We start from the raw sequence: 22,154 nt of genomic DNA, 5'->3' as shown, positions 1-22,154 counted from the left end.
CGGTTGTTGTTATTGAAGCGGCCGCAGCCATGGGTTCTTTCCGGGACCCTGGCAGTTCGATATAGGGGAAAATACTGAGGAAAGTTTACGCACTCCTTAACTTCACAACCTAAACTTGCTAACCTCTCAGGTTGGGTCCGTTATGTACTGTGTGCTACAGCGCTATGGCCGGCGGTAAATCCTGCGGTAATGTCGTCACGCGTGACGGTTGTCTTGTCCAGGAAAGGATGCCGCGGCACTTGCGAAAGCTTCTGTTAACTGAAACTCACGTGAACATTTGAAGCGCGCGAAAAGCCAGGCATCGGACCGCGGCCGCCGTTCGCGCGCGCATCGGCATGCGCATTCAGTTTGCAAATCAGCTCACGTGTTGAGGCGATTACAATTTTCTCCTCGCGTTTTCTGGATCATTAACTACCGCGCGACGCCTTTGTAGCGGTTCGATGCGCCAACCCTTAGTTGGTGCCGATTGTTAGTTCTCCTCATGCGAGAGTTTCTTCATGCGCAGGGACGGCCAGTATGCGGTTTGGTTCAAGACGTCGCGCGGCGAAGGCACCGGCATCGTGCACCTTGCAAATGGCATTATATCGGGCGGCGACAGCTTCTTCACCTATAGCGGCTCCTACCAGGTCGATAACGACCATTTCACGGCGGCGTTGACGACCACGCGGCATGCCGCAGGTCCGCCCACGCTGTTCGGCCTCGACGTGGTTGACGTAGAACTTGCGGGGAGATTCAAGGGCAGGCTGGCGTCGTGCTCGGGAACCGCCAAGCAGGCGCCGGGCCTGCCGTTCGAGGCCACGCTGATCCCGCGCGAAGAACAGTCGCCTGAACCCGATCGAAACCGCGCGGGAAAATTGCCTGATGGCTTCGATGCCAGGCACCCGGTCCGCAATCGCGTTGTGCGTGGATTATCCAGGGGCTGATCGCCCGAGCAGAATTGGAATTATTTAAGGCGGCTTCCGGGCGCGCGCGAAATTGCGCGCCGCAGAAACGCGCCAATTGCGCATGAGAAGGACATGCCGCAGGGAATTGCACCCAGGGAGGTTTTGCCCATGTCTGAAGTGATACCGTTCCCACCCAAGCCCCAGCCGAAGTCGATCGCGGACGAAACCGCTGAATTCCTGCAACTGCTGGAGCGGATCAGATCTTCGTCGGATAAGGTCGAGACAGAGGAATTGCAGACAACAGAGGAATAGGCGGACGGGGCCCTCGTGATATGCGGGGGCCCTTTTTGCCTGGCAGCCCGGGAAGATTGAGCTGCCCGGCCGCGCGAATACGCGTCACGGTTGGCGCTGCGCCGGTTTCATCACCCCTCGGCAAGCGGAGCCCCGTTCCTATTGAATTGGAACGGGGCTCCAGATTCTTGATTTGACGCGTTTTCTTGAAGCGAACCGGTATCCACTTCGCTGGAAAACGCTCTAATATCGCCGAATCGGGGGGACAGATGAATTTTTCGAAAGCGCATTTCATTGGCATTGCCGGAAAGGGCATGAGCGCAACCGCGCTGCTGCTCCGGCAGATGGGCGTGCAGATCAGCGGCTCCGACGAAGGCTTTTACCCGCCGGTCAGCGACTATCTCAGGAACGAGAAGATCCCGTTTGCCGCGGGATACCGGAAAGAGAACATTCCTGATGATGCCGATGTCATCGTGATCGGCAAGAACGCAAAGCTTCAGCCTGACAGCAATGAAGAAGTTCGCGCGGCGATGGACAGCGGAAAGCTGGTGCGATCGTTTGCGGATTTGCTGCACGACATGACCGTCAATTCCGAGACGATCGTAGCCGCAGGAAGCTACGGCAAATCGACCTGCTCTGCGCTGCTGGCGTGGTGCCTGAAGGTCTCGGACAGGGACCCGAGCTATTTTATCGGTGAGATCACCAATGGGTTCGAGCGCCACGCGCACCGCGGGCAGGGCCCGACGTTCGTTCTCGAAGGCGACGAATACCCGGCCTCGAACTGGGACAACAGATCGAAATTCCTTCGCTACAACGCTAAAAACGTCCTGCTCACCTCGGCGACCCACGACCACATCAACGTCTTTCCGACGCACGCGGATTATCTGGCCCCGTATCAAAGCCTGCTTGGCTCACTGCCTTCAGACGGACTTCTGGTGGTCTGCAGCAGCGAGCCTCACGCGCGCGCCCTGGCCGGAAGCCTCGCCTGTCCCACGGTTTTTTATGCCTTGGACGACAAGGCGCATTGGCATGCCGCCAACATCGAGCGTGGCGCGGAAACCGGTTTCGACCTGATGCGCGGCAGCGAAAAGATCATTCGGCTCTCGACCCGGATGCTCGGCGATCACAACATCGAAAATATCGTGGGCGTCAGCGCGATGCTGCTGGAGAAGAAGCTGCTGTCGCCCGAGGAGCTGAAGGCCGGCATGAGCACGTTCCTGGGCGTCAAGCGCCGCATGGAATTGCTCTCGCCCGCATCGAAGGTGCCGGTCTACGAAGGTTTTGGATCGTCCTACGAAAAGGCCAGAAGCGCCATCGTCGCCACGAAACTCCATTTCCCCGATCGTCGGCTGATCATCGTGTTCGAGCCGCATACGTTCACCTGGCGAAACCGGGCGGCGATATCAGCCTATGACGACGCATTTGCAGGAGCGTCCAGGATTTTCATCTATCAGCCGGCTTCGCAGGGCGCCGGTACCCATGCCCAATTGACCCAGGATGAAATCGTCGCCCGCGTCAGGGCGGCGAACTACGATGCCGAGGCGATAAGCGACCCGGACGAGGCATTGGCGAGATTGGACGACATCTTGCGGCCGGATGATGTTGTCCTGTTGCTGACGTCAGGCGAGCTTGGCGGGCTGATACGAACCATTCCGCAACTCGTAGAGGCGAAATATCCCAGCTAGGGGCCACGGCTTGATGGTGCTGAGCGGTTCTTGCTATTCCGCCTGCAAGTCATCGAACTGCAACAGCTTTTGTCTAATCCACGCGCATCACCAAATCCTGAAAAATGCGCTTAGCGGGGACAATCGATGATGAAGCCTTCCTTCGTGGTTGCAATTGCCGCCGCCATCGCGGCAACCGCGGCCAGCCCGGCAGCGGCCGGCAAAGCGACCCTGAATCTCGTGCTTGTGCTCGACGGCTTGCGGCCCGACTCCATTACCGAGCAGGAAACCCCCAATCTTTGGCGGCTGCGCGAGGAGGGCGTGAATTTTCCAAACGGTCACGCGGTATTTCCGACCGTGACCCGTGCCAACGCGGCGGCGATCGGGACCGGCGTCTATCCCGACCGCAATGGCATTTTCGGCAATAGACTCTATGTCCGGCAGGTCGATCCGAACCGGGCATTCAACAATGATAATCACAAGAACCTGCTCCACCTCGATGCCGTCACCGGCGAGCGCATGGTGCTGACCAAGACCCTGGGTGAAATTCTCGCCGAGCGCGGCAAGACCCTGGCTGTCGTCAGTTCGGGTTCGACCGGGAGCGCGCTTTTGGTCAACCCGCGCGCGCCAAAGGGCGTCGGCGTGCTCGTGAATGCCGATTGGGAGCCGGGCGTGCGGGTGGCATTCCCCGACAATGCGAACGAGGCAATCCTGCGCCGCTTTCCGGCCGCACCGAAAAAGGGCGGCGCCAAGGATCCGTATCTCGATCAGGTCAGCTGGACCGGGCAGGTGCTGCGCGACTACGTGCTGCCCGAGCTCAAGCCCGATGTGATCGTCAACTGGCTCACCGAGCCGGACCACGTCCAGCACGCGGCCGGCGCAGGCTCCACGGAGGCCCGCGCCGCCATCCGTCACGACGACCGCGAGGTCGGCCTCGTGCTCGACCGGTTGCGCGAACTCGGACTGATCGACAAGACCAATATCATCGTCGTTTCCGACCATGGCTTTGGTCACGGCATCTTCGGCGTCAATGTCGCTGATGAACTGATCAAGGCCGGGCTCAAGCTCGGTCCTGACAGCGATGACGTCGTCCTGGCCAGCAGCGGACAGACCATGTCGCTGCACGTCCGCGATCGAAATCCGGAGCGGATCGGCGCCATTGTTTCCTTCCTGCAGCGGCAGCAATGGGTCGGCGTGCTTTTCACCGCGGGTAAACCCGGCGGCTCGGGCGTGCCGGTGGAGGGGCAGGTGCCCGGCACCTTCGCGCTCGAACTGGTTCATCTCGCCAACAGCGAGCGCGGTCCCGACATCGTGTTTACCTTTCCCTGGAGTTCGGCCAAGAGCCCCTCGGGCGTGAGCGGATCCGACTACACCGAGGCGGCCACCACGGGGCCGCTCACCGGCACCGCCGGCAACCACGGCAGCATGAGCCCATGGACCGTCCGCAACACGTTCCTGGCCTGGGGCGCCGATTTCAAGCGTGGCGTGACCGTGCGCACGCCTTCGAGCAATGTCGACCTTGCGCCGACCTTGCTGGCACTGATGAATCTCGACAGCGAGGTCGACCTCAGCCGCTTTGACGGACGGCCGCTGCGCGAGGCCTTCGCTGGTGGCCCCGACGAGGAGCAGGTGCCGATCCAGGTCAAAACCTATTTCGTCAAAACCGATGACGACAGCTATCGCGCCGCGTTGCAGCTCACCGAACTCGACCGCCAGCGCTACATCGACAAGAGCTGGCGCATGCGCTGAGCGGGCACCGGCGCGCCTTCCGGGCGGGTCGCACAGGCGAACGAGCGATGCTAACCTCCCCGCATTCGGGGAGGAAAACAACATGCAAAAAGTTCTGGTCGAAAACAATTCCGACGGCACCACGCTGGTCACGATCAACCGGCCCGAGCGCCGCAACGCCATCTGCGCCGAGACGGCGCTGTTGCTGCAGAAGGCCTTTGTGGAGTTCGAGCGCTCGCCGATGCAGAAGGCCGCGGTATTGACCGGCGCCGGCAATGAGGCGTTTTCCGGCGGTGCCGATACCGGAAATTTTCCCGAACTGTGGCGCTGCATTCCGACCGTCGGCTTTGAGACGACAAAGCCGATCATATCGGCGGTGGGCGGCTGGTGCGTCGGCGGCGCGCTGGTGCTGTCGATGATGTGCGATCTCACGGTCGCGGCCGAGAACGCCAAATTCTCCTACCCCGAAGCGCGGATGGGATTTACCGGCGGCATGATCGCGGGGTTAGCTGCGCGCATCCCGCACAAGATCGCGATGGAGATGATGCTGCTGTGCCGCATCGTCGAGGTGCAGCGCGCCTGGAATATCGGCCTCGTCAACGAGGTGGTGCCGGTCGGGCAGCAGGTCGAGGTCGCGCTGAAGATGGCGCGCGAGATGGCCGAGTTCTCGCCGCTGGTGCTGAAAACCCTGAAGCGCTTTGTCACCGAAGGCGTCCTGCCGCACGGACCCTCCGAACAATCCGGCCGTGCCCAGCGCCAGCTTCATGAAGTCAAGGAAAGCGAAGACGCGATCGAGGCCGCCGCCGCGGTCAAGGAAAAGCGCCGGGCGGTTTATAAGGGAAGGTAGTGCAGAGCGATACTTCGTAGGGTGGGTTAGCGCAGCGTAACCCACCATCTTCGTGGCCACATCTGCGGCGGGTTTCGCTTCGCTCTACCCACCCCACGGCCTGAGTTCGATCTTGCCGCTTGAGAACCGATCCACGAGATTGATGCAATAGGGTTCGCCAACCCGTCGAGCCCAAGCTTCCATCTCTGCGATTTTGGGCTGGAGAGCATCGAGTGCGGCGGCTTGCCAATGCGTTCTCATTTCGCCAAACGGCAGCGCGTCGGTTTCGGAAACGATGCCAACGAAGGGCAACAGATCGGCATCCCATTGATCAAGTCTCGACGCCTCCATCGCGGCGAAAATTTTCCGCGCACCTTCGACATAGGAAAGGGTGCCCGCCAGCATATCTTGCGCGGCCTCAAATATCGCGCGACGGGCGGCCAGAATGTCGGATTCGTTCCAGCTCATGCCAACCTCAATCCGGCTTCAATCCGCCCGCCTGAACCACCTTGGCCCATTTCTCGGTCTCTTCCGCGATCAGCTTGCCGAAATTGGCCGGCGTGCCCGGCAGTGGTTCGCCGCCGATCGCGGCGAGGCGGGCTTTCATGCGGGCGTCGGCGATGGCCGCGTTGATTTCGCTGTTGAGCTTGCCGATGATTTGCGTCGGCGTCTTGGCGGGCGCGCACATGCCGTACCACTGGCTGGTCTCGTAGCCCGGCACGAAATCGCCGACCGGCGGCAGCTCCGGCGCCACTTCCGCCCGCGCCGCTGATGTCACCGCCAGCGCGCGCAGTCTGCCGCTCGCGATGTAATCCGTCGTGCCCGGCGCGGTTGCGAACAGCACCTGCACCTCGCCGCCCAAGAGATCGGTCAGCGCCGGGCCCTGGCCGCGATAGGGCACGTGCACCATGTTGACGCCGGTCATCATCTTGAAAAGCTCGCCCGCCATATGCGGCGCGCTGCCATTGCCGGCGGAGGCCATGTTGACCTTGCCCGGATTGGCCTTGGCATAGGCGATTAATTCGGGGACGGTTTTGACCGGCATCGACGGATGCAGCAGGATGATCATCGGCACGTGGATGATGCCGGCGACCGGGGCGATGTCGCGGATGAAATTGAATTTGAGATTATTGTAGAGCGCGGCGTTGACCGCGTTCGGCACGGTGGCGAGCAGCAGCGTGTAGCCGTCGGGCGCGGCGCCGACCACGGCCTCGGTGCCGATATTGCCGCCGGCGCCGGTGCGGTTCTCGACCACGAAGGATTGCCCGAGCCGCTCGTTGAGCCACTGGCCGATCAGCCGCGCCGTGATGTCGACGCCGCCGCCGGCGGCAAAGCCGGCAACGATGCGCACCGGCCGCGCCGGATAATCCTCCGCCACGGCGGAATGTGGAAACGCCGGCGCGGCGAGGCTGGCGGCCGTGAGCTGCAGGAATTGTCGGCGTTGAATTTTCATTGGCGTGCCCCCCGGGGACGCCAATGCTAGCTCAATTTACAGGGCCGGCCTAATCTTCGCGACCCGAAGTCGTGGACCTTGCGTTTGAGGACTCACGGCTTGAGGACACCAGCGCCGAGGTGGCGAACTTTTCGGCTTCGGCTTCGCGAAGCTCCTTGCGAATTCTTCTCGCATCCCGCAGCGTCCGCTGGATGTTCTTGTCGGCGGACCCGTCGTCAAAGAACAGCATCGTTTCGCAGCTGATGCACTGCCGGGAGTAGCCGCTCTGCAGCCGTCGCGCCTTTTCGCGAAAACACGATTTGCAGCGGTGGCAGCGGATTTGAACCGAATCGTCCATCGTCAGGTCCCTGGGCCGCGGGCCGTCGTTACCCGTCTTGTTTGGAAGGTCGATTATCGGGCAGCTGTACCGGAGCTTCCTTAAGAGATCGTCCTCGCATCCAGTGGCCATTTAGCTTTCGGCAATGCGATTCCAGGCCAATCCCTTAAGCTTATGATTAACCGTCCCGAAATTTCGTCTCGCCAAACGAAAAGGCCCGCCTGAGAGCGGACCTTTGCAGTCTTGCGCGGCGGCGGTGACTACATCGCGATGCCGTAATAGTCGTTGACCGTGCGTACACGCGCAGGGTCGGACCAGTTCCAGGCGTTGTCATTGCCGTATCTCGGCGCGCCTTTCAGCTGCGTCTCGGTAATGCCGGTGCGATAGCCGCCGAGATTGGTGTCGTATTTCAGCGACTGCCAGGGCAGCGGATAATGGTCGTCACCGATCCCGAGAAAGCCGCCAAAGCTCAACACGGCATACGAGACCTTGCCGCTCGTCTTGTCGATCATGACGCGTTCGATCGACCCGATCTTGGTGTCGTCGGCGCCGTACACGGCGGTTCCTTCCACCTTGTCGCTGCCGATCAGGGAACCGGTCTCTCTTGCTTCCGTAACCATGGTTGCTCCTCCATTGTTTGAGAACGAGCAACCGGCGGAATCACGAATTGTTCCTGCGAAGATTCGACGCGCCGCGGTCATGGCAACGCCGCCGAGTGGCAATCGTAGCCCGGATGAGGCAAGCGATATATCCGGGATCTTGGATCTACCCGCATATCGCTCCGCTCATGCGGGCTACATTCGCCTCTCTACATTCGCCTCACGCCACGCGGTGCAGCGCGCAGAGCTTGTTGCCATCAGGGTCGCGCAGATAGGCGATGTAGAGTTTCACCCCGCTGCCTTCGCGGATGCCGGGCGGATCCTCGCAGGTCTTGCCGCCATGGGCGAGGCCGGCCGCATGAAACGCGTCGGCCTGTTCGGGGGAATTGGCGGTAAAGCCGATGGTGCCGCCATTGGCGTGGCATGCTTCCTTGCCGTCGATCGGCTTCGAAACCGAGAAGGTGCCGGTTTTGCTGCGGTAGAAGATGCGGTGGCGGTCGACCCGCCCGGGCGGAATGTCGAGCGTGCCCAGCAAGGCGTCATAAAACACCTTGGCCTTTTCCAGATCGTTGGTCCCGATCATGACGTGCGAAAACATCTTGTCTTTCTCCCCGAAGTTGCGCCGAGCGGCCGGCGACGTGCCGTGTTTTTGTGGGGCCGAACGTAACAGCGCAGGCGGGAATAGGGAAGTGATTGACGTCGGGCTCATCGGGCAACGTGAGATGAGGCTGCGTTCGGCCCTTGCTTACGCGATTGCCGGGCCGGCATTCAGCAGCTGGGAAACCGCCGTGACGAGTTGCGCCGGCGCGAACGGCTTTTGCAACAGCACGCTGTTGGGCACGCCCCGCGATGACCATTCATCCGCAGCCAGGCCCGTCATGTAGATGACCGGACAATGCGGGTCGATCTCCCTGACCTGTCGCGCCACGTCCCAGCCGCTCATCGTGCCCTTCAGGCTGACATCGGTGACGAGCGCCCGGTAGTTCTTGATCCGGCCTCTGACCAGGGTCAGCGCCTCTTCGCCCGACGACAGAATGTCGGCTGCAAAACCGCCGTCGATCAGCGAGGCCTCGACGACGCCCTGCAACTGGTACTCGTCTTCGACGACGAGAATGAGTGGAGATTCCGACAACGCTGACCTCTGGCTTGGTCGACCATACTGGGTGCGCGGCGCGCGGGCTCCTGCGCCATTCAACCAACCGAAATCCTGTTCAGTCCATAACGTTGGCAAGATGATGACCAGGCGCGTGAAGGGCACTGGTTCATGAAATCGTGAACGATGATCGCCTTCCAACGCATGTCTGTTTTTGCGCGATTTACGCCATTTCGGCGCGGCCATGCGCGCAGTAGCTTGCGCGCCAAATCGCAATGGATGTCAGAGCCAAGCAACCATGAACTGGCGACTTGTAAAATGGATCGGCCTGGGCGCCCCGGCACTGTTCGCAATCATCTTTGCGGGCTGGATTTTCACGCTGCCTCCGGCGGCCTCGTTTGCCGCTGCGCCGCAGATCGCGAAAGAGGAGGCTGAGGCCACGATTGCCGCGCTGAAGCCGCCGAAGCGCCAGCGTCCGCTGATCGCGATCATCGGCATCAATGATGCCACCGAGACCACGGACTATCTGATGCCCTACGGCATTTTGCGGCGCGCCGATGTGGCCGATGTGGTGACGCTGGCAACCAATCCGGGGCCGATGTCGCTATTCCCGGTGCTGAAGGTGGAGCCGCAGGCGACCATCGCTGATTTCGACGCGCAGCATCCTGATGGAGCCGACTATGTCATCGTCCCCGCCATGAGCCGTGACGACGATCCGTCCGCGCTGCAATGGATCAGGAGCCAGGCGGCCAAGGGAGCGATCGTTATCGGCGTCTGTGCCGGGGCAAAAGTCGTCGGCGACGCCGGATTGCTCCACGGCAAACGGGCGACGACGCACTGGTATTCGCTGCAGGAGTTGCAGGGCAAGCATCCGTCGATCCGCTATGTCGCGAACCGGCGGCTGGTGGTCGACGGCGCCGTTGCGACGACGACCGGGATCTCAGCGTCGATGCCGATGTCGCTGACCCTGATCGAGGCCATCGCCGGCCGCGCCAAGGCCGAAGCCGTCGGCCGCGACATCGGCCTTGCCGACTGGGACGCGCGTCACGACAGCAACGCCTTTCAGTTTACGCGCTCGTTCGCGCTGACGGCGATGCGCAATGTCTTGGCCTTCTGGAATCGCGAGCAACTCGGCATCGAGCTTTCGTCCGGCATGGACGAAGTGTCGCTGGCCCTCGTCGCGGACGCGTGGTCGCGCACCTATCGCTCACGCGCAGTGATTTTTGCCGCTAGCGCGGGCGCGCTAGCGACCCGCAACGGCATTCGCATTGTGCCCGATGAGGTCGCCGCCACCTGGCCGGCGGAGCGGCGGCTGCCTGATATCGGCGTTTCGCCGCCGGCGAAGGCGCTGGACCAGACGCTTGCCGCAATCGAGGTGCGCTACGGCATGCCGACCGCCGACTTTGTCGCGATGCAGCTGGAATATCCGAGGCATGGTGCGCGCGTTGAGATGGGCAGAGCGGCCGCGCCGTCGTTGGGGCAGAATCGCTTACCTTAGGCCGGGGAGTCGACTCGAATCCGCCGATGGGGCAGTCTGCAAGGCATACTTGCAGCCATTGCGCGCACAAACGGGAGCTTCCATGAGCGCTATCAATCGCATTTCTTACGGACTATCGGCCGTTGCAGCTTGCTTCTTCACCTCCGCCGCGCCGGCCGGCGCACAACAATTGGCGACCAACGGGATCGGCGTCGCGTCTTGCGAAAAGCTGGCCAAGGACATGAATCCGGCAGAGGGCTTCAACAATGTGACCAACTCCCTGATCTTCTATTGGGTCCAGGGTTATATGAGCGCCGCCAACATCGCATTGCTCGAGGGCGACAGCCAGTATGTCGACCTCTATTTGATGAACGAAAAGAAGATCCTCCCGCTGATCTACGAATTCTGCCAGAAGAACCCGGGCAAGAAGCCGATCAGCGTCATCGATCAACTGATCGAGGATACCGACAAGGTCGAAGGCAAGTGGAAGAGCGGCACCGTTCCCTGGGCCGCGGACGACGATTAGAATTCGTCCGCCTGGGAGGGAAGTATTGCTTCCGGCTTGTTGATTTGCGCCGCGAGGAGCGGCTGCAGCCGTAACGCGTTGGCAGCCACATGCTTGCGATACATGTCGATAACCTGAGCGGAGCTTCCTCCAGCCAACAGAACCGACCCCGCCTGAAACAAGGCATCGACCTTCTCTTGGACCATCAGATGACTTTCGGCCGCCCCTTCGGCCCCGCCCTGGGCTATCTTCCACAATCTCCTGTCGATAACGGTGCCTGCTTCAACGGCAAGCATCATGGCGGAATACCAGGGGAAGAAAAACATGTCCGTTAAAGGCCTATATGTTCGACCGCGAACTGCGTCGATGACTGATCTCTCATGTTGAGTGTCGATGTTCGGCAAAGAAGCGGCCCGCCGGGGCGGGCCGCCTTGATGCTTTGCTTAGCGAAGTCCGCCGCCGTAGAGCTGCCGCTCCTTGCGGACTTCCTCGGCGCCGTAGGGCTTGCTGGCGGGATCGAACGACTTCCACCCGGTCTTCTGCCAGGCGGCGCTGCGGTCGCGCAGGTTGACGGCAGATTCGTTCAATGCCGCCTCAAAGCGGGAACGATCCGCATCGGCAACGCGTGCTGACACCAGCGTGCCGCCTCGGCGAATGCCCTCGGCGTAGGAGTGAGCATCGGCTTCCGAAACGCCGGCTTGCGTGAGCGCGCCGACGATACCGCCGGTCGCGGCACCTGCGGCCGCGCCAACCGCCGTTGCGGCCAGCCAACCGGCCGCAACAACGGGCCCCAGTCCGGGGATCGCCAGCAAGCCTAGTCCGGCCAGCAGGCCGGCTGCGCCGCCGACGCCGGCGCCGATGCCGGCGCCCGTGCCGGCACCTTCGGCGCGGTCGTCGGTGCCATCGTGGTCACGATCCACCTTCTTGTCGGTATTGAACCAGCCGTCGGAATTATTGGCGACCAGGCTGATGTCCGAGTGCGGCACGCCTGCGGTTTCGAGGCGCTGGACAGCTTGCTGAGCGTCAGTGTGATTGTTGTAGAGGCGAGAGATTGTGACGGTCATTTTTATTTTTCCTTACTTGGCAGTATTGACGTTGCCTTGAAAATCGACGCTCACCGCAGTAGCGGACCCGCTCTTGCTGGCCTTGCCGCGCCACACGCCGTTGTCATCCTTCTTGAGTTCGGTGACGTTGGTGTAGCCGGCATCCTCGATTTTCGACTTGGCTTGTCCTTCGGTGAAACTGTTGCGACCCGCGACAGGAGCGTTGGAGTTGTTCTGTCCGGCGCTGTTGACCGCGTTGTTGTTTGGTCCGGGCTGCGCCGGCGGATTTTGCGCCGAGGCCGTAGTGGCCGCCAGCAATCCGATACAAACGAAAAGAAGTGAGCGTTTCATAATTTTCTCCAGAGTTTCAGGAGCGGGCCTAATCTCCCGTTATGTCTTTGGTTCCTCGCATCGCGACGTCATGCGTCTTTCGTTCGGCGCCACCAGACCGGTCAGTATGATCGTTGGCGGGTTTTTGGGGCGGTGAGTGCTGCCGCTGTGCGAAAGGACAAATCCTCTCAGACGACAATCGAAGCCATCTGACGGCTGGCATGGAACCCGGCAGGAACTGGCACGTTACAGGCGCGGTGATTCAGTGATTCAACGAAGGAGACGACCATGTCCCGCGGGATGCCATCGATGACAGCGCTATTGGGCTTGCTCGCTTTGGCGGGCTACCAGAACAGGGACAAGATCGCCGAGATGCTGAAAGGCGCGACCGGCAACGCGCAGCCGGGCGCCGGCAACCAGCAAGGTCCCCTGGGCGGCTTGCTCGGCAATCTCGGCGGAGCGCTCGGCGGCGGCGGTGTCGGCGGACTGCTGGGCGGCGGGCTGGGTGAGTTGCTCGAACGCTTCAAGGAGAACGGCCAGGGAGATGCTGCCGAGTCCTGGGTCGGGAAGGGACCGAACAAGGAGCTTCCTGCCCCGCAACTGAAACAGGCTATCGGCGCGGATGTGCTGGCCGCACTCGAACAGCAAACCGGCCTGTCGCAGGAAGAACTCCTGGCAAGGCTGTCGCGAGAACTGCCAAATGCCGTTGATCAATATACGCCCGACGGGCGCCTTCCGAGCTGACGCTCACAAACCGAGGATTTTGATATGGGCATTATCTGGACGATCATTATTGGTTTCGTGGCCGGCGTGATAGCGAAGTTCATCATGCCCGGAGATAACGAGCCCTCGGGGTTCATCCTCACGACGATACTCGGCATCATCGGGGCGTTCGTTGCGACGTTTCTCGGCCAGGCACTCGGCTGGTATCGCCCCGGCGAGGGGGCCGGCCTGATCGGCGCGGTCGTGGGCGCCATTGTTGTCCTGCTTGTCTACAGCATGGTCGCAGGTCGCCGGCGCCCGATTTGAGCGGGTCAACTTTTTTCCTCATGGCCGGGCATAGCCGTCTGTAGGACGGCGTCGCTTCCGCTCGCCTATGTCCCGGCCATCCACGTCTTTCTTGTTATGGAAGCCAAGACGTGGATGCCCGGCACAAGGCCGGGCATGACGGTGTTCGGTACAAGGCGCTATTTCATTGATCTCTTTATGAGTCAGGCGCAGGAAGACGCGGCTGACTGCGACAAAACGACCCGACGGGCAAATCAATTCCGATTGTCAGAAATCGCGTCAAGTCGAAAATTTCCGAAAATCGAAAATATTTCGCTTTCCTTCGACCCCAAATCACCTGCACATCAATAGCCATCCCGTCCCACTCAGAGGGGCGTCGGCCGTCGTCACGACGAGGGGCGGGTTGCGGTGGACGCTGAGGTTGCGATTGACGGTCGCGGCTGATGCGTACGGTGAAAGCGTGTGGTCCTGGCGCCCGTAACGGCGTCAAGCCTTTCGGGAGCTAACGCTTCCGAGGGGCGACGGTGGCAATAGAGGCCGTCTCACCGGGGAGAGCGCGTCATAAGTCGTAAAGCCATTGCGCAGGGAATGTCGGATGCTCTCCGCTGCCCTGTATGCTCGTGTGCAGCCTACTTAGCACAATTCGCACACGAGACCGCGGGTGCAGCGCGCATCCGGCATTCCCTGCGCCCTCTGATTTCATGAGGGCGAGAAGTTTCCAGCAACGCTCGGGCGCAATGCGCCGCGAGAACGTGGAGCTGCGTTTGAATGTGAATGATGGTGCAACAACAAACACCGCCGTCGTCCCGGGCTTGACCCGGGACCCATACGCCGCGGCCCATCGGTGAAAGCTCTGGCGTTAGAGACCTTCTTCAACAATGACTGCCGCGGCGTATGGGTCCCGGCTCAAGGCCGGGACGACGATTGCGATATTGACGGCAACTCCCTCAAATCCCCGCGGGCTCCTTCACGTGCTCGATGTCGGGCAGCGGGGCGCCGGCGATCATGGCTTCGAAGCCGCGCAGGCGCTTGTAGACCGAGAGCAGGTCGACGATCGTGGTCCAGGAGTTGATCAGTATCTGGAACGAGTTTCTCACCTGAGTGAACGCATTCAGGATCTGCTGCAGCGGACCCAGCGTGAGCTTGCCGGCGACGATCGTCGGCGCCAGCAGGATGTAGGGAAAGATGACGTCTGTCTGCAAATAGACGATGCGGCCGACGTTGAAGTACAGGTAGTTCAAATAGAACCAGAAATAGTTTTTGCGAATGTGCACGAAGAGCTCATTCAGCGTCATCGGATCGGCGCGCGCCGGATCGTCTTCGCCGAGCACGAGCTCCTTGCGGTAGGCGGCTTCAACCCGCTGGTTGAAGAACTCGATGCCGGGCAGCTTGATGCCGATCAGCGCCAGCAAACCGGTTCCGAAGATCGACCACACGATCGCGGCGATCACCAGCGGATAGGGGATCGCACCGACGATAGGCAGCTCGGTGATAATGCTGGAAAGCCTGAGCAGCACCGGCAGGAAGGCGATCAGCGTCAGGATCGCGCTGATGAAATTGACGCCGAGGCCTTCGGTGATGGTCGCAAACCGCATGGTGTCTTCCTGGACGCGTTGCGAGGCGCCTTCGATGGTGCGCAGGCGCGGCCAGTGGGCGATGTAAAAATCGTTCATCGCGGTGCGCCAGCGGAAGATGTAATGGCTAACGAAGAAACGCGTCAGTACGCCGACGGTAACGGCGACCAGCGCGATGCCGGCAAAAGTCGAAAATTCTCCGTAGATCTGTTCGACAGTGACCGGCTTCGATTTCGAAAGCGCGGCCTGGAGCAGATCGTAGAACGGCCCGTACCACGTGTTGATGGCGACGCTGACCTGGACCTGGAAATAGGTGGCGAACAGGATCAGCGCCGAGCCCGGGATCGACCACAGCGCCCAGGGATGCGGCGAAAACCACATCCAGAAGGCTGTGAAGATGCCGACGAACGCCCAGAAATACAGATCGAACCACAGCGAACGCACTGACCAGAAGGTCGAGACGCCGACAACAGGCGCTGACGACCCGTACAGTTCGTTGGCGTAACTGTACCAGAGCGTCATCGCCAGCGCGGCCCAGACGATCGCCGAGATGAAGAAGATTTTCGGGCGGGGGAAGAATGAAACGAACATTCGGTTGTCTCTCAGGTCAGAGGATTTGTGGCTCTGGGGAGGCCGTCATTCCGGGATGGTCCGCAGGACCAGACCCGGAATCTCGAGATTCTCCGATGTGCAATAGCACATCGTAGTTCGATGCTTCGCATCGCCCCGGAATGACAGCCCCAAAATCTCGTGCAGTCAGAAATCTCAAACACTCACAACTCTCTCGCATTGCTGAACGCAAACGACGACACGCGCCGCGTGTTCTCATCCAGGATCAGGGTGCGCGTGATCGGCGGCTCGGCGCGCTGGCTGCAGTTTTCGCGCTCGCAGAGCCGGCAATTGACCCCGATCGGCGTACCCTCGGTTTTCTCCAGGTCCATGCCGGCGGCATAAACCAGTTTTGCGGCATGGCGGATTTCGCACCCCAAACCGATCGCAAAGCGCGGCTGCGGCTGCGGGTGCGGCGCCACCGGCCGGCGCACCATCTGCGCGATCGAGAAGTAACGGGTGCCATCTGGCAATTCGATGACCTGCTTGAGCAGCCGGTCCGGCGTGTCGAAGGTCGAGTGCACGTTCCACAGCGGGCAGGTGCCGCCGAATTTCGAGAACGGAAACGTGCCGGAGGAAAACCGCTTGGAAACATTGCCGGCATTGTCGACGCGCAGCAGGAAGAACGGCACGCCGCGCGCGTTCGGCCGCTGCAGCGTGGTCAGGCGATGGCAGACCTGCTCGAAACCGGCATTGAAGCGCTGCGCCAGCACGTGAACGTCGTAGTTCAGCGCCTCGGCCGCGGAATGAAACGCCTGATAGGGCATCATGGTGGCGGCGGCGAAATAATTCGCCAGCGTAATCCGGTAGAGCCTTCGCGGCGTGTCGTCGAGCGGGCCGGCGCGGTTGACGATGGTATCGATGCTGGCGCTGCATTCGGCAAGCCCGATCTGCAGCGCGAGCTGGAAGGCGCGGCCGGGGCCGTCGACCAGTTCGGAGACCAGCAGCTGCCGGCGATGGCGGTCGAACCGTCGCAGCGTCTCGCGCATCACGTCGACAGGCATGATGCGGGTGACGATCGAATGCTTTTCGCGCAATCGCGCGGCGAGGGCCGCAAACAATTCCTCGGACGGCACGCCCAGTTCGTCGCGCAGGCTTTCCGCGGCCTGTTCGAGTTCGGGGAAGTAATTGCGGTTGGCCTCGATCAGGTCGCGCACCCGTTCGATCGGATTGGCCTCGAACCGGGTTCCCTCGTCCCGGTCGGCCATTTGCGCCGCCACCAGCGTTTCGCCGCGGCGGGCCTCGGTATAGGCGGCGTACAGCCGTTGCAGCGAATGAGTCACACCGGGGCACAATTCAGCGAGATCGCGCAGTTCCTGTTTTGGCAGGTCGATTTGCCGGAACAGCGGATCGGAAAATATCTCGTTCAGTTCGGCGAAAAAACGATCCTCGTCGGCGGTCGCGAGATCGCGCAAATCAAGGTCATAGGTCTCCGCCAGCCGGAGCAGCAGCTGCGCGGTCACCGGGCGCTGGTTGCGCTCTATCAGGTTGATATAGCTCGGAGAAATCTCCAGGCCCTCGGCCATCTGGGTCTGCGAAAGGCCGAGCTGCTGGCGGATCCGGCGAAACCGCGGACCGACAAACAGCTTCTTTCCGGACTCGCTCGCCATGTCAGCCTTTCTGACGGATTTTGTGACAAAATTGACAAAATGACATCTGTGACAAGTATAGATGTTACATGACATCACCATTCAAAATCAAGCTATCTATACGAAATCGGGATTTTGGCGTTTAGCTTTCGGTACGTTTTGCAATGCACTGTCATGAATGTCGATTACGGCAAAGAGTGATGAATGCCGCAAATTAGTCGTCACCGAAAGGATTAAGCAAATGAACTATCAGCCACGTGGCATCGACCAGGCGATCAAGGGACCCGCTTCCTACGCGAGCGAGCTTGGCGCTGCCAAGGCGCTGCTCGAGACCCAGCCGACCTGGAACGGTGTCACCGCCGAAGCCGTGGCGCGCATGCGTCTGCAGAACCGCTTCAGGACCGGCCTGGACATCGCCCGGTACACCGCGGCGCTGATGCGCAGCGATATGGCTGCCTATGACGCCGATCCGACCAAGTACACCCAGTCGCTGGGTTGCTGGCATGGCTTCATCGCGCAGCAGAAGCTGATCTCGGTGAAGAAGCATTTCGGCGGCAGGACCGATCGCCGCTATCTCTATCTCTCCGGCTGGATGATCGCCGCGCTGCGCTCCGAGTTCGGACCGCTTCCCGACCAGTCGATGCACGAAAAGACTTCGGTGCCCGCGTTGATCGAAGAGCTCTACACCTTCCTTCGTCAGGCGGACTCCCGTGAGCTCAATGATATCTTCCGCGCCATCGACGCCGCCCGCAAGGCAGGCGACAAGGCGAAGGAAAAGGAACTGATCGAAAAGGTCGACAACTTCCAGACCCATGTCGTGCCTGTTATCGCTGACATCGACGCCGGTTTCGGCAATGCGGAGGCGACCTACCTGCTCGCAAAGAAGATGATTGAGGCAGGTGCGTGCGCGCTGCAGATCGAAAATCAGGTCTCGGACGAAAAGCAGTGCGGCCACCAGGACGGCAAGGTGACTGTGCCGCACGAGGTGTTCCTGGCGAAGATTCGTGCCTGCCGCCATGCCTTCCTTGAACTCGGCGTCGAAGACGGCGTCGTCGTGACCCGCACCGACTCGCTGGGTGCCGGTCTCACGCAGCAGATCGCTGTCAGCCACAAGCCCGGCGACATCGGCGATCAGTACAACAGCTTCCTGGATTGCGAGGAAATCACGGCCGACAATGCCCGGAACGGCGATGTCATCATCAACCGCAACGGCAAGATGATGCGTCCGAAGCGGCTTGCCAGCAACCTCTATCAGTTCCGTGCCGGCACGGGCGAAGATCGCTGCGTGCTCGACAGCATCACCTCGCTGCAGAACGGCGCCGACCTGTTGTGGATCGAGACCGAGAAGCCGCATATCGAGCAGATCGCCAAGATGGTCGACCGCATTCGCGAGGTCGTTCCGAACGCGAAGCTGGCCTACAACAACTCGCCGTCGTTCAACTGGACGCTCAACTTCCGTTGGCAGGTCTACGACGCGATGAAGGAAGCCGGCAAGGATGTCAGCAAGTACAACCGCGCCGATCTGATGAAGCCGGAATACGACGATACGCCGCTGGGCATTGAAGCCGACGAGCGCATCCGCACCTTCCAGGCCGATTCAGCCAAGCGCGCCGGCATCTTCCATCATCTGATCACGTTGCCGACCTATCACACGGCAGCTCTGTCGACTGACAATCTCGCGAGGGAGTATTTCGGCGAGCAGGGCATGCTGGGCTATGTGAAGAATGTTCAGCGCCAGGAGATCCGTCAGGGTATCGCCTGCGCCAAGCATCAGAACATGGCCGGCTCCGATATTGGTGACGAGCACAAGGAATATTTCGCCGGGGAAGCCGCTCTGAAGGCGGGCGGCGCCCACAACACGATGAACCAGTTCGGCTAACGGTAACAAGCAGGAGACTAGTCATGACGAAGAGCAATTTCTGGGTGATTGGCGGCGAGTTCGGCTCGATGAACTTCCACAAGCTCGTGGAAGGCTCGGCCCAGGTACAGGGACCTTTCAAGACCCGCAAAGAGGCAGAGGATGCCTGGCGCGCGGTCTCGGAAGAGAACCGTCACAAGGCCGGCGTGCGCTTTTCGATCGTCGAAGAGCCCTCCCGCGTCTCGGCCTGAGCGGCTGCTGCCGATAAACTAGAAGAAACGTCCAAGGAAAACGTAGGTGGGACGGCCCCATCCGGATCTCCGGGTGGGGCCGTCGGCCGTTTTCAACCGAAACAAGGCTTTTCAACCAAAACCTAAGTCATTGGGAACAAACGAGCTTTGCGCAAAACATGGTTACTGCTAGGTTAACCCCCGCCAACCCTTCAGGACAAAGGCGGGCCGCAAGATGTCAGACGTTCAGAGTACCGCCATCACCGAACCGCAACCGACGCGGCTGCGCGACGCGCTGCGCAAGGCGCGGATCGAGGCCGCCGACCGCACCGGCGTCGTCGTCGAACTGCGCGATGCCGAAGTCGCGCGGCTCGAGATCATGAACGAGGCGCTCGATCCCTTGTTCGCGCAGGTCCCCGAAAAGGTCGATCTGTTCGACCGCGGCGTCAGCCAGGGCGAGACCCCGCGGCTGTGGATCGACGTGGTCGCGCATATCCTGATGGGACGCGACAAGCGCATCTACCGCTTCGTGCAGGACACCCGCTTCGGCCGCATCGTGCTCGCCGAATCCCACGACGTGCCCGTCATCGTCGATGCCGTCACCGACTATGTCGCGCGCCGCATGATCGAGCGCGAGCATGCGATGGTGGCGACCCCGATGGTCGAGCCATCAGCCGAAGAGCCGCCGAAGCGCCGTGGCGGCCTCGGGATGTTCGTGTTCGGCTTCCTGCTCGGCGCCGCCGCCCTGTTCGGCGTCGCGCTGTTCGCGAGCCTGCGAAACCTCTAGCGCGGAGCCTGAAGGGGACCTCGTGCCAGCCATCATCATCGGCAACGCCATCGTGGCGGTGATCGTCCTGGTCATCGCCGCGAGCCTGTACGGCAAATGGCTGACGCTGAGGCGTGCCGAATATATCCGCACCTTCCGCTGGCCGCGCGGGCTGCTGCAGCGGCTGGAGCAGCATTACCCGGGCTTCCAGCGCAAGGACAGCGCGTTGGTCTCGCGGGGCCTGCGGCAGTTTTTCCTCGCCTATCTCATGAGCGGCAAGCGCTACGTCTCGATGCCCTCGCAAGTCGCGGACGATCTGTGGCACGAGTTTATCCTCTACACGCGCGAGTATGATGCGTTTTGCCGCCGCGCGTTCGGCGGTTTCCTGCATCACACCCCGGCGGTGGTGCTGAGCGAGCATAGCAAGAGCAACGAGGGCCTGCGGCGGGTCTGGTGGTACTGCTGCAAGTACGAGAGTATCGATCCTGTCAGGCCGAGCCGGCTGCCGCTGTTATTTGCGCTCGACAGCAAGTTCAAGATCCCCAACGGCTTTGTCTATCATCCCGACTGCGAGGAGTTGCGCAAGAACGGCAGCGGCACCGCATACTGCGGTGGTGATTTCGCGGACTCGTCGGTCGATGGCTCGTCGTCTGGCTTCGGCGATGGCGACGCCAGCCATGGCGGCGATGGCGGGGCTAGCGATGGGGGTGGTGGCGGAGATGGCGGCGGCGGCGGTTGCGGCGGTGGCGGTGGGGACTAACCCTGCTTGAACCGGTTACGACAACCTGACTTGCGCCAACTGCCGGATGACATTGTCATCGCCAAAGCCGCGCACGGTCTGCACGCAGCGCCAGTGGTCGCCGTCGCGCTCGATCGAAAACAGATTGTAGGCCGCGGCGGGATAGTGCCGGTGCGCCAGTGCCGACGCCGAAGGCACGCCGATCGCGGGAATCTGGCGGTCAGTGCCTTCGATCCACATGGTCGAATGAATATGGTCGTGCCCGTGCAGCACCAATTCCACGCCATGGCGCTTCAAGAGCGCGCGGAGCTGCCGCGAATCCGTCAGCCGCTTGATGCGGGAATCCGAATGCAGGGGATGGTGGACCAGCAACACCCGGAATGCCTGTTCGGACGACAATTGCGTCAGGATTCTATCCAGTCCATCGAGCTGGGTCCGCCCAAGCCTGCCGGTGGCCATCAGCGGCAGCGTCGGCACCGCGGAGGATACGCCGATCAACGCCAGCGGGCCGCGCCGGCGCACGAACGGAAACGTCGCGCCGTTGGGCCCGGCATCGCCGCGCAGATAGTCGCCGAACGTTCCGGCGAAGCGATGCCTGGTGGCGCGCACATAGGCGTCGTGATTGCCGGGAATCACCGTGACTTCCTGCGGCGCGCCGACGCTTTCAAGCCAGGCCTGCGCCGGCGAGAACTCGGCTTCCAGCGCGAGATTGACCAGATCGCCGGTGACCGCGATATGGTCAGGCTGCTGGACCTGCATGTCGGCGACCAATGCGTCGAGCACCTCGCGGCGGTGGTATTTGTGGCGGTTGCGGGTCCAGTTGAGATAGCCGAGCGCGCGCTTGCCCGCGAGATCGCGCAGCCGTGCCGCCGGCAGCGGCGGCAGGTGCGGATCGGACAAATGCGCCAGCGTGAATGCGGCCATCAACAACCTCGTCAGGAATCCTTGCCAGAATCCCTGCAATGTATTGGCAAGCCGGCGGTATCTGCGCAAGGATCAAACATCATGTCCGCCATTTGAGGTATTTGTGACCGCCCTGCAGAATCTTCGAAAACGCTTCGAGCCGCAGCTGCGGCGGGTAATGCATCTTTACTGGCGGATCGCCCGCGGCATGACGCTTGGGGTCCGCGGCGTCGTGCTCGACGGCAGCAACAGGGTGTTTCTGGTCAGGCACAGTTATATCTCCGGCTGGCATCTGCCGGGCGGCGGGGTCGAGGTCGGCGAGACGTTCCTCGAAGCATTGCGGCGCGAACTCATGGAGGAGGGGCGGATCGAGCTGACCGACGAGCCGGCGTTGCATGGTCTGTTTTTCAACGGCCATATCTCCCGCCGCGACCACGTCGCGGTCTATGTCGTCAGGCAATTCCGGCAGGACCGCTTGCCGGAGCCCAACCGCGAAATCGTGGAATGCGGGTTCTACGATGCGGCTGCGCTGCCGGCGGACACCACCCGAGGTACGCGCCTTCGGATCGCCGAAGTGTTGGATTTCAAGGCACGGACCGCGACCTGGCGCTGATTTTTGCGCACGCGCTCGGTTGCGTGCCGCCATCACAGCCCCTAGAAGCGGAGCAG

Annotated in this window: 25 protein-coding genes; 14 read left to right on the top strand and 11 right to left on the bottom strand. The window is 61.5% G+C overall.

What is annotated here, in order from left to right; genetic code table 11:
• Positions 1–497: 497 nt before the first annotated feature.
• The 5 genes from JQ600_RS26820 to JQ600_RS26800 all read left to right on the top strand — a co-directional run bounded on the left by JQ600_RS26820 (position 498) and on the right by JQ600_RS26800 (position 5,414).
• Entirely contained in the window at positions 498–923 is a 426-nt protein-coding gene (locus tag JQ600_RS26820; RefSeq protein WP_212387551.1) for a hypothetical protein, read from the top strand.
• A gap of 129 nt (positions 924–1,052) precedes the next feature.
• A complete protein-coding gene (locus JQ600_RS26815; protein ID WP_212262579.1) occupies positions 1,053–1,196 on the top strand; it encodes a hypothetical protein in 144 nt (47 codons plus the stop codon).
• A 248-nt stretch (positions 1,197–1,444) separates the two neighbouring features.
• Positions 1,445–2,860 (top strand): UDP-N-acetylmuramate--L-alanine ligase, encoded by a 1,416-nt coding sequence (gene murC / locus JQ600_RS26810; RefSeq protein ID WP_212387565.1) that lies wholly within the window; start codon positions 1,445–1,447, stop codon positions 2,858–2,860.
• Between the two features lie 126 nt (positions 2,861–2,986).
• A complete protein-coding gene (locus JQ600_RS26805; protein ID WP_212387567.1) occupies positions 2,987–4,588 on the top strand; it encodes an alkaline phosphatase family protein in 1,602 nt (533 codons plus the stop codon).
• An 82-nt stretch (positions 4,589–4,670) separates the two neighbouring features.
• Positions 4,671–5,414, top strand: a complete 744-nt coding sequence (locus JQ600_RS26800) for an enoyl-CoA hydratase/isomerase family protein (RefSeq protein ID WP_212387569.1) — start codon at positions 4,671–4,673, stop codon at positions 5,412–5,414.
• Between the two features lie 84 nt (positions 5,415–5,498).
• On the opposite strand, the gene JQ600_RS26795 is transcribed toward JQ600_RS26800, so the two are convergent.
• From JQ600_RS26795 to JQ600_RS26775, 5 genes are all read right to left on the bottom strand, one after another.
• Positions 5,499–5,861, bottom strand: a complete 363-nt coding sequence (locus tag JQ600_RS26795) for a hypothetical protein (protein ID WP_212262571.1) — start codon at positions 5,859–5,861, stop codon at positions 5,499–5,501.
• Positions 5,862–5,868: 7 nt separating this feature from the next.
• Positions 5,869–6,846, bottom strand: a complete 978-nt coding sequence (locus tag JQ600_RS26790) for a tripartite tricarboxylate transporter substrate binding protein (protein ID WP_212387571.1) — start codon at positions 6,844–6,846, stop codon at positions 5,869–5,871.
• A 576-nt stretch (positions 6,847–7,422) separates the two neighbouring features.
• A complete protein-coding gene (locus JQ600_RS26785; protein ID WP_212387574.1) occupies positions 7,423–7,782 on the bottom strand; it encodes a PRC-barrel domain-containing protein in 360 nt (119 codons plus the stop codon).
• A gap of 199 nt (positions 7,783–7,981) precedes the next feature.
• Positions 7,982–8,359, bottom strand: coding sequence for a VOC family protein (locus tag JQ600_RS26780; protein WP_192738521.1), 378 nt, complete (start codon positions 8,357–8,359; stop codon positions 7,982–7,984).
• 147 nt (positions 8,360–8,506) lie between these two features.
• Positions 8,507–9,100, bottom strand: coding sequence for a response regulator (locus tag JQ600_RS26775; protein ID WP_212387581.1), 594 nt, complete (start codon positions 9,098–9,100; stop codon positions 8,507–8,509).
• Between the two features lie 52 nt (positions 9,101–9,152).
• On the opposite strand from JQ600_RS26775, the gene JQ600_RS26770 reads away from it, so the two are divergent.
• A complete protein-coding gene (locus JQ600_RS26770) occupies positions 9,153–10,352 on the top strand; it encodes a DJ-1/PfpI family protein (protein WP_212387584.1) in 1,200 nt (399 codons plus the stop codon).
• Between the two features lie 82 nt (positions 10,353–10,434).
• Positions 10,435–10,857, top strand: a complete 423-nt coding sequence (locus JQ600_RS26765; protein ID WP_212387587.1) for a hypothetical protein — start codon at positions 10,435–10,437, stop codon at positions 10,855–10,857.
• On the opposite strand, the gene JQ600_RS26760 is transcribed toward JQ600_RS26765, so the two are convergent.
• The 3 genes from JQ600_RS26760 to JQ600_RS26750 form a co-directional block, all read right to left on the bottom strand.
• Entirely contained in the window at positions 10,854–11,162 is a 309-nt protein-coding gene (locus JQ600_RS26760; RefSeq protein WP_249133494.1) for a hypothetical protein, read from the bottom strand. The two genes, JQ600_RS26765 and JQ600_RS26760, sit on opposite strands and share 4 nt — an antisense overlap.
• A gap of 117 nt (positions 11,163–11,279) precedes the next feature.
• On the bottom strand, positions 11,280–11,900 hold the full coding sequence (locus JQ600_RS26755; RefSeq protein ID WP_212262555.1) for a hypothetical protein: 621 nt from the start codon (positions 11,898–11,900) through the stop codon (positions 11,280–11,282).
• A 12-nt stretch (positions 11,901–11,912) separates the two neighbouring features.
• On the bottom strand, positions 11,913–12,230 hold the full coding sequence (locus JQ600_RS26750; protein WP_212387590.1) for a hypothetical protein: 318 nt from the start codon (positions 12,228–12,230) through the stop codon (positions 11,913–11,915).
• Between the two features lie 267 nt (positions 12,231–12,497).
• Here JQ600_RS26750 and JQ600_RS26745 point away from each other — a divergent pair, with 267 nt between their 5' ends.
• Together JQ600_RS26745 and JQ600_RS26740 are read left to right on the top strand one after the other, a co-directional pair.
• The gene (locus JQ600_RS26745) at positions 12,498–12,953 is read left to right on the top strand and encodes a YidB family protein (RefSeq protein ID WP_212262551.1); all 456 of its coding nucleotides are present in this window, start codon (positions 12,498–12,500) and stop codon (positions 12,951–12,953) included.
• A 24-nt stretch (positions 12,954–12,977) separates the two neighbouring features.
• The gene (locus JQ600_RS26740; RefSeq protein WP_212387593.1) at positions 12,978–13,238 is read left to right on the top strand and encodes a GlsB/YeaQ/YmgE family stress response membrane protein; all 261 of its coding nucleotides are present in this window, start codon (positions 12,978–12,980) and stop codon (positions 13,236–13,238) included.
• A 926-nt stretch (positions 13,239–14,164) separates the two neighbouring features.
• Here JQ600_RS26740 and sbmA read toward each other — a convergent pair.
• Positions 14,165–15,382: a peptide antibiotic transporter SbmA gene (gene sbmA / locus JQ600_RS26735; RefSeq protein ID WP_212262547.1), complete on the bottom strand. Its 1,218-nt coding sequence runs from the start codon at positions 15,380–15,382 to the stop codon at positions 14,165–14,167.
• Between the two features lie 182 nt (positions 15,383–15,564).
• Positions 15,565–17,010: a short-chain fatty acyl-CoA regulator family protein gene (locus JQ600_RS26730; protein ID WP_212387595.1), complete on the bottom strand. Its 1,446-nt coding sequence runs from the start codon at positions 17,008–17,010 to the stop codon at positions 15,565–15,567.
• 220 nt (positions 17,011–17,230) lie between these two features.
• Here JQ600_RS26730 and JQ600_RS26725 point away from each other — a divergent pair, with 220 nt between their 5' ends.
• The 4 genes from JQ600_RS26725 to JQ600_RS26710 all read left to right on the top strand — a co-directional run bounded on the left by JQ600_RS26725 (position 17,231) and on the right by JQ600_RS26710 (position 20,603).
• Positions 17,231–18,868, top strand: a complete 1,638-nt coding sequence (locus JQ600_RS26725) for an isocitrate lyase (protein ID WP_212387598.1) — start codon at positions 17,231–17,233, stop codon at positions 18,866–18,868.
• 23 nt (positions 18,869–18,891) lie between these two features.
• Positions 18,892–19,098 carry a hypothetical protein gene (locus tag JQ600_RS26720; protein ID WP_212033207.1) on the top strand — a complete coding sequence of 69 codons (207 nt, stop codon included), beginning with the start codon at positions 18,892–18,894 and terminating at the stop codon, positions 19,096–19,098.
• Positions 19,099–19,312: 214 nt separating this feature from the next.
• Positions 19,313–19,864, top strand: a complete 552-nt coding sequence (locus JQ600_RS26715; protein WP_212262541.1) for a hypothetical protein — start codon at positions 19,313–19,315, stop codon at positions 19,862–19,864.
• A gap of 22 nt (positions 19,865–19,886) precedes the next feature.
• Positions 19,887–20,603, top strand: coding sequence for a hypothetical protein (locus JQ600_RS26710; RefSeq protein ID WP_212387601.1), 717 nt, complete (start codon positions 19,887–19,889; stop codon positions 20,601–20,603).
• Between the two features lie 15 nt (positions 20,604–20,618).
• On the opposite strand, the gene JQ600_RS26705 is transcribed toward JQ600_RS26710, so the two are convergent.
• Positions 20,619–21,506: a metallophosphoesterase gene (locus JQ600_RS26705; protein ID WP_212262537.1), complete on the bottom strand. Its 888-nt coding sequence runs from the start codon at positions 21,504–21,506 to the stop codon at positions 20,619–20,621.
• Positions 21,507–21,609: 103 nt separating this feature from the next.
• On the opposite strand from JQ600_RS26705, the gene JQ600_RS26700 reads away from it, so the two are divergent.
• Complete coding sequence (locus JQ600_RS26700; RefSeq protein WP_312010941.1) at positions 21,610–22,098, top strand: NUDIX domain-containing protein; 489 nt, start codon at positions 21,610–21,612, stop codon at positions 22,096–22,098.
• The last annotated feature ends 56 nt before the right edge of the window (positions 22,099–22,154 follow it).

This window comes from Bradyrhizobium sp. AUGA SZCCT0176 (assembly GCF_018130145.1).
In the GTDB taxonomy this organism is placed as follows: domain Bacteria; phylum Pseudomonadota; class Alphaproteobacteria; order Rhizobiales; family Xanthobacteraceae; genus Bradyrhizobium.
Note: the sequence above shows the minus strand (reverse complement) of the source record. Positions and strands in the feature narration are given on the sequence as shown.

Bases quoted from the DNA above. Each gene is read 5' to 3' on its own strand.
- JQ600_RS26770 (WP_212387584.1), top strand. From the start codon at position 9,153: ATGAACTGGCGACTTGTAAAATGGATCGGCCTGGGCGCCCCGGCACTG.
- JQ600_RS26715 (WP_212262541.1), top strand. From the start codon at position 19,313: ATGTCAGACGTTCAGAGTACCGCCATCACCGAACCGCAACCGACGCGG.
- JQ600_RS26800 (WP_212387569.1), top strand. From the start codon at position 4,671: ATGCAAAAAGTTCTGGTCGAAAACAATTCCGACGGCACCACGCTGGTC.
- JQ600_RS26745 (WP_212262551.1), top strand. From the start codon at position 12,498: ATGTCCCGCGGGATGCCATCGATGACAGCGCTATTGGGCTTGCTCGCT.
- JQ600_RS26820 (WP_212387551.1), top strand. From the start codon at position 498: ATGCGCAGGGACGGCCAGTATGCGGTTTGGTTCAAGACGTCGCGCGGC.
- JQ600_RS26725 (WP_212387598.1), top strand. From the start codon at position 17,231: ATGAACTATCAGCCACGTGGCATCGACCAGGCGATCAAGGGACCCGCT.
- JQ600_RS26765 (WP_212387587.1), top strand. From the start codon at position 10,435: ATGAGCGCTATCAATCGCATTTCTTACGGACTATCGGCCGTTGCAGCT.
- JQ600_RS26750 (WP_212387590.1), bottom strand. From the start codon at position 12,230: ATGAAACGCTCACTTCTTTTCGTTTGTATCGGATTGCTGGCGGCCACT.
- JQ600_RS26795 (WP_212262571.1), bottom strand. From the start codon at position 5,861: ATGAGCTGGAACGAATCCGACATTCTGGCCGCCCGTCGCGCGATATTT.
- JQ600_RS26815 (WP_212262579.1), top strand. From the start codon at position 1,053: ATGTCTGAAGTGATACCGTTCCCACCCAAGCCCCAGCCGAAGTCGATC.
- JQ600_RS26740 (WP_212387593.1), top strand. From the start codon at position 12,978: ATGGGCATTATCTGGACGATCATTATTGGTTTCGTGGCCGGCGTGATA.
- JQ600_RS26780 (WP_192738521.1), bottom strand. From the start codon at position 8,359: ATGTTTTCGCACGTCATGATCGGGACCAACGATCTGGAAAAGGCCAAG.
- sbmA (WP_212262547.1), bottom strand. From the start codon at position 15,382: ATGTTCGTTTCATTCTTCCCCCGCCCGAAAATCTTCTTCATCTCGGCG.
- JQ600_RS26785 (WP_212387574.1), bottom strand. From the start codon at position 7,782: ATGGTTACGGAAGCAAGAGAGACCGGTTCCCTGATCGGCAGCGACAAG.
- JQ600_RS26705 (WP_212262537.1), bottom strand. From the start codon at position 21,506: ATGGCCGCATTCACGCTGGCGCATTTGTCCGATCCGCACCTGCCGCCG.
- JQ600_RS26755 (WP_212262555.1), bottom strand. From the start codon at position 11,900: ATGACCGTCACAATCTCTCGCCTCTACAACAATCACACTGACGCTCAG.
- JQ600_RS26720 (WP_212033207.1), top strand. From the start codon at position 18,892: ATGACGAAGAGCAATTTCTGGGTGATTGGCGGCGAGTTCGGCTCGATG.
- JQ600_RS26805 (WP_212387567.1), top strand. From the start codon at position 2,987: ATGATGAAGCCTTCCTTCGTGGTTGCAATTGCCGCCGCCATCGCGGCA.
- JQ600_RS26730 (WP_212387595.1), bottom strand. From the start codon at position 17,010: ATGGCGAGCGAGTCCGGAAAGAAGCTGTTTGTCGGTCCGCGGTTTCGC.
- murC (WP_212387565.1), top strand. From the start codon at position 1,445: ATGAATTTTTCGAAAGCGCATTTCATTGGCATTGCCGGAAAGGGCATG.
- JQ600_RS26790 (WP_212387571.1), bottom strand. From the start codon at position 6,846: ATGAAAATTCAACGCCGACAATTCCTGCAGCTCACGGCCGCCAGCCTC.
- JQ600_RS26760 (WP_249133494.1), bottom strand. From the start codon at position 11,162: ATGTTTTTCTTCCCCTGGTATTCCGCCATGATGCTTGCCGTTGAAGCA.
- JQ600_RS26775 (WP_212387581.1), bottom strand. From the start codon at position 9,100: ATGGCCGCGCCGAAATGGCGTAAATCGCGCAAAAACAGACATGCGTTG.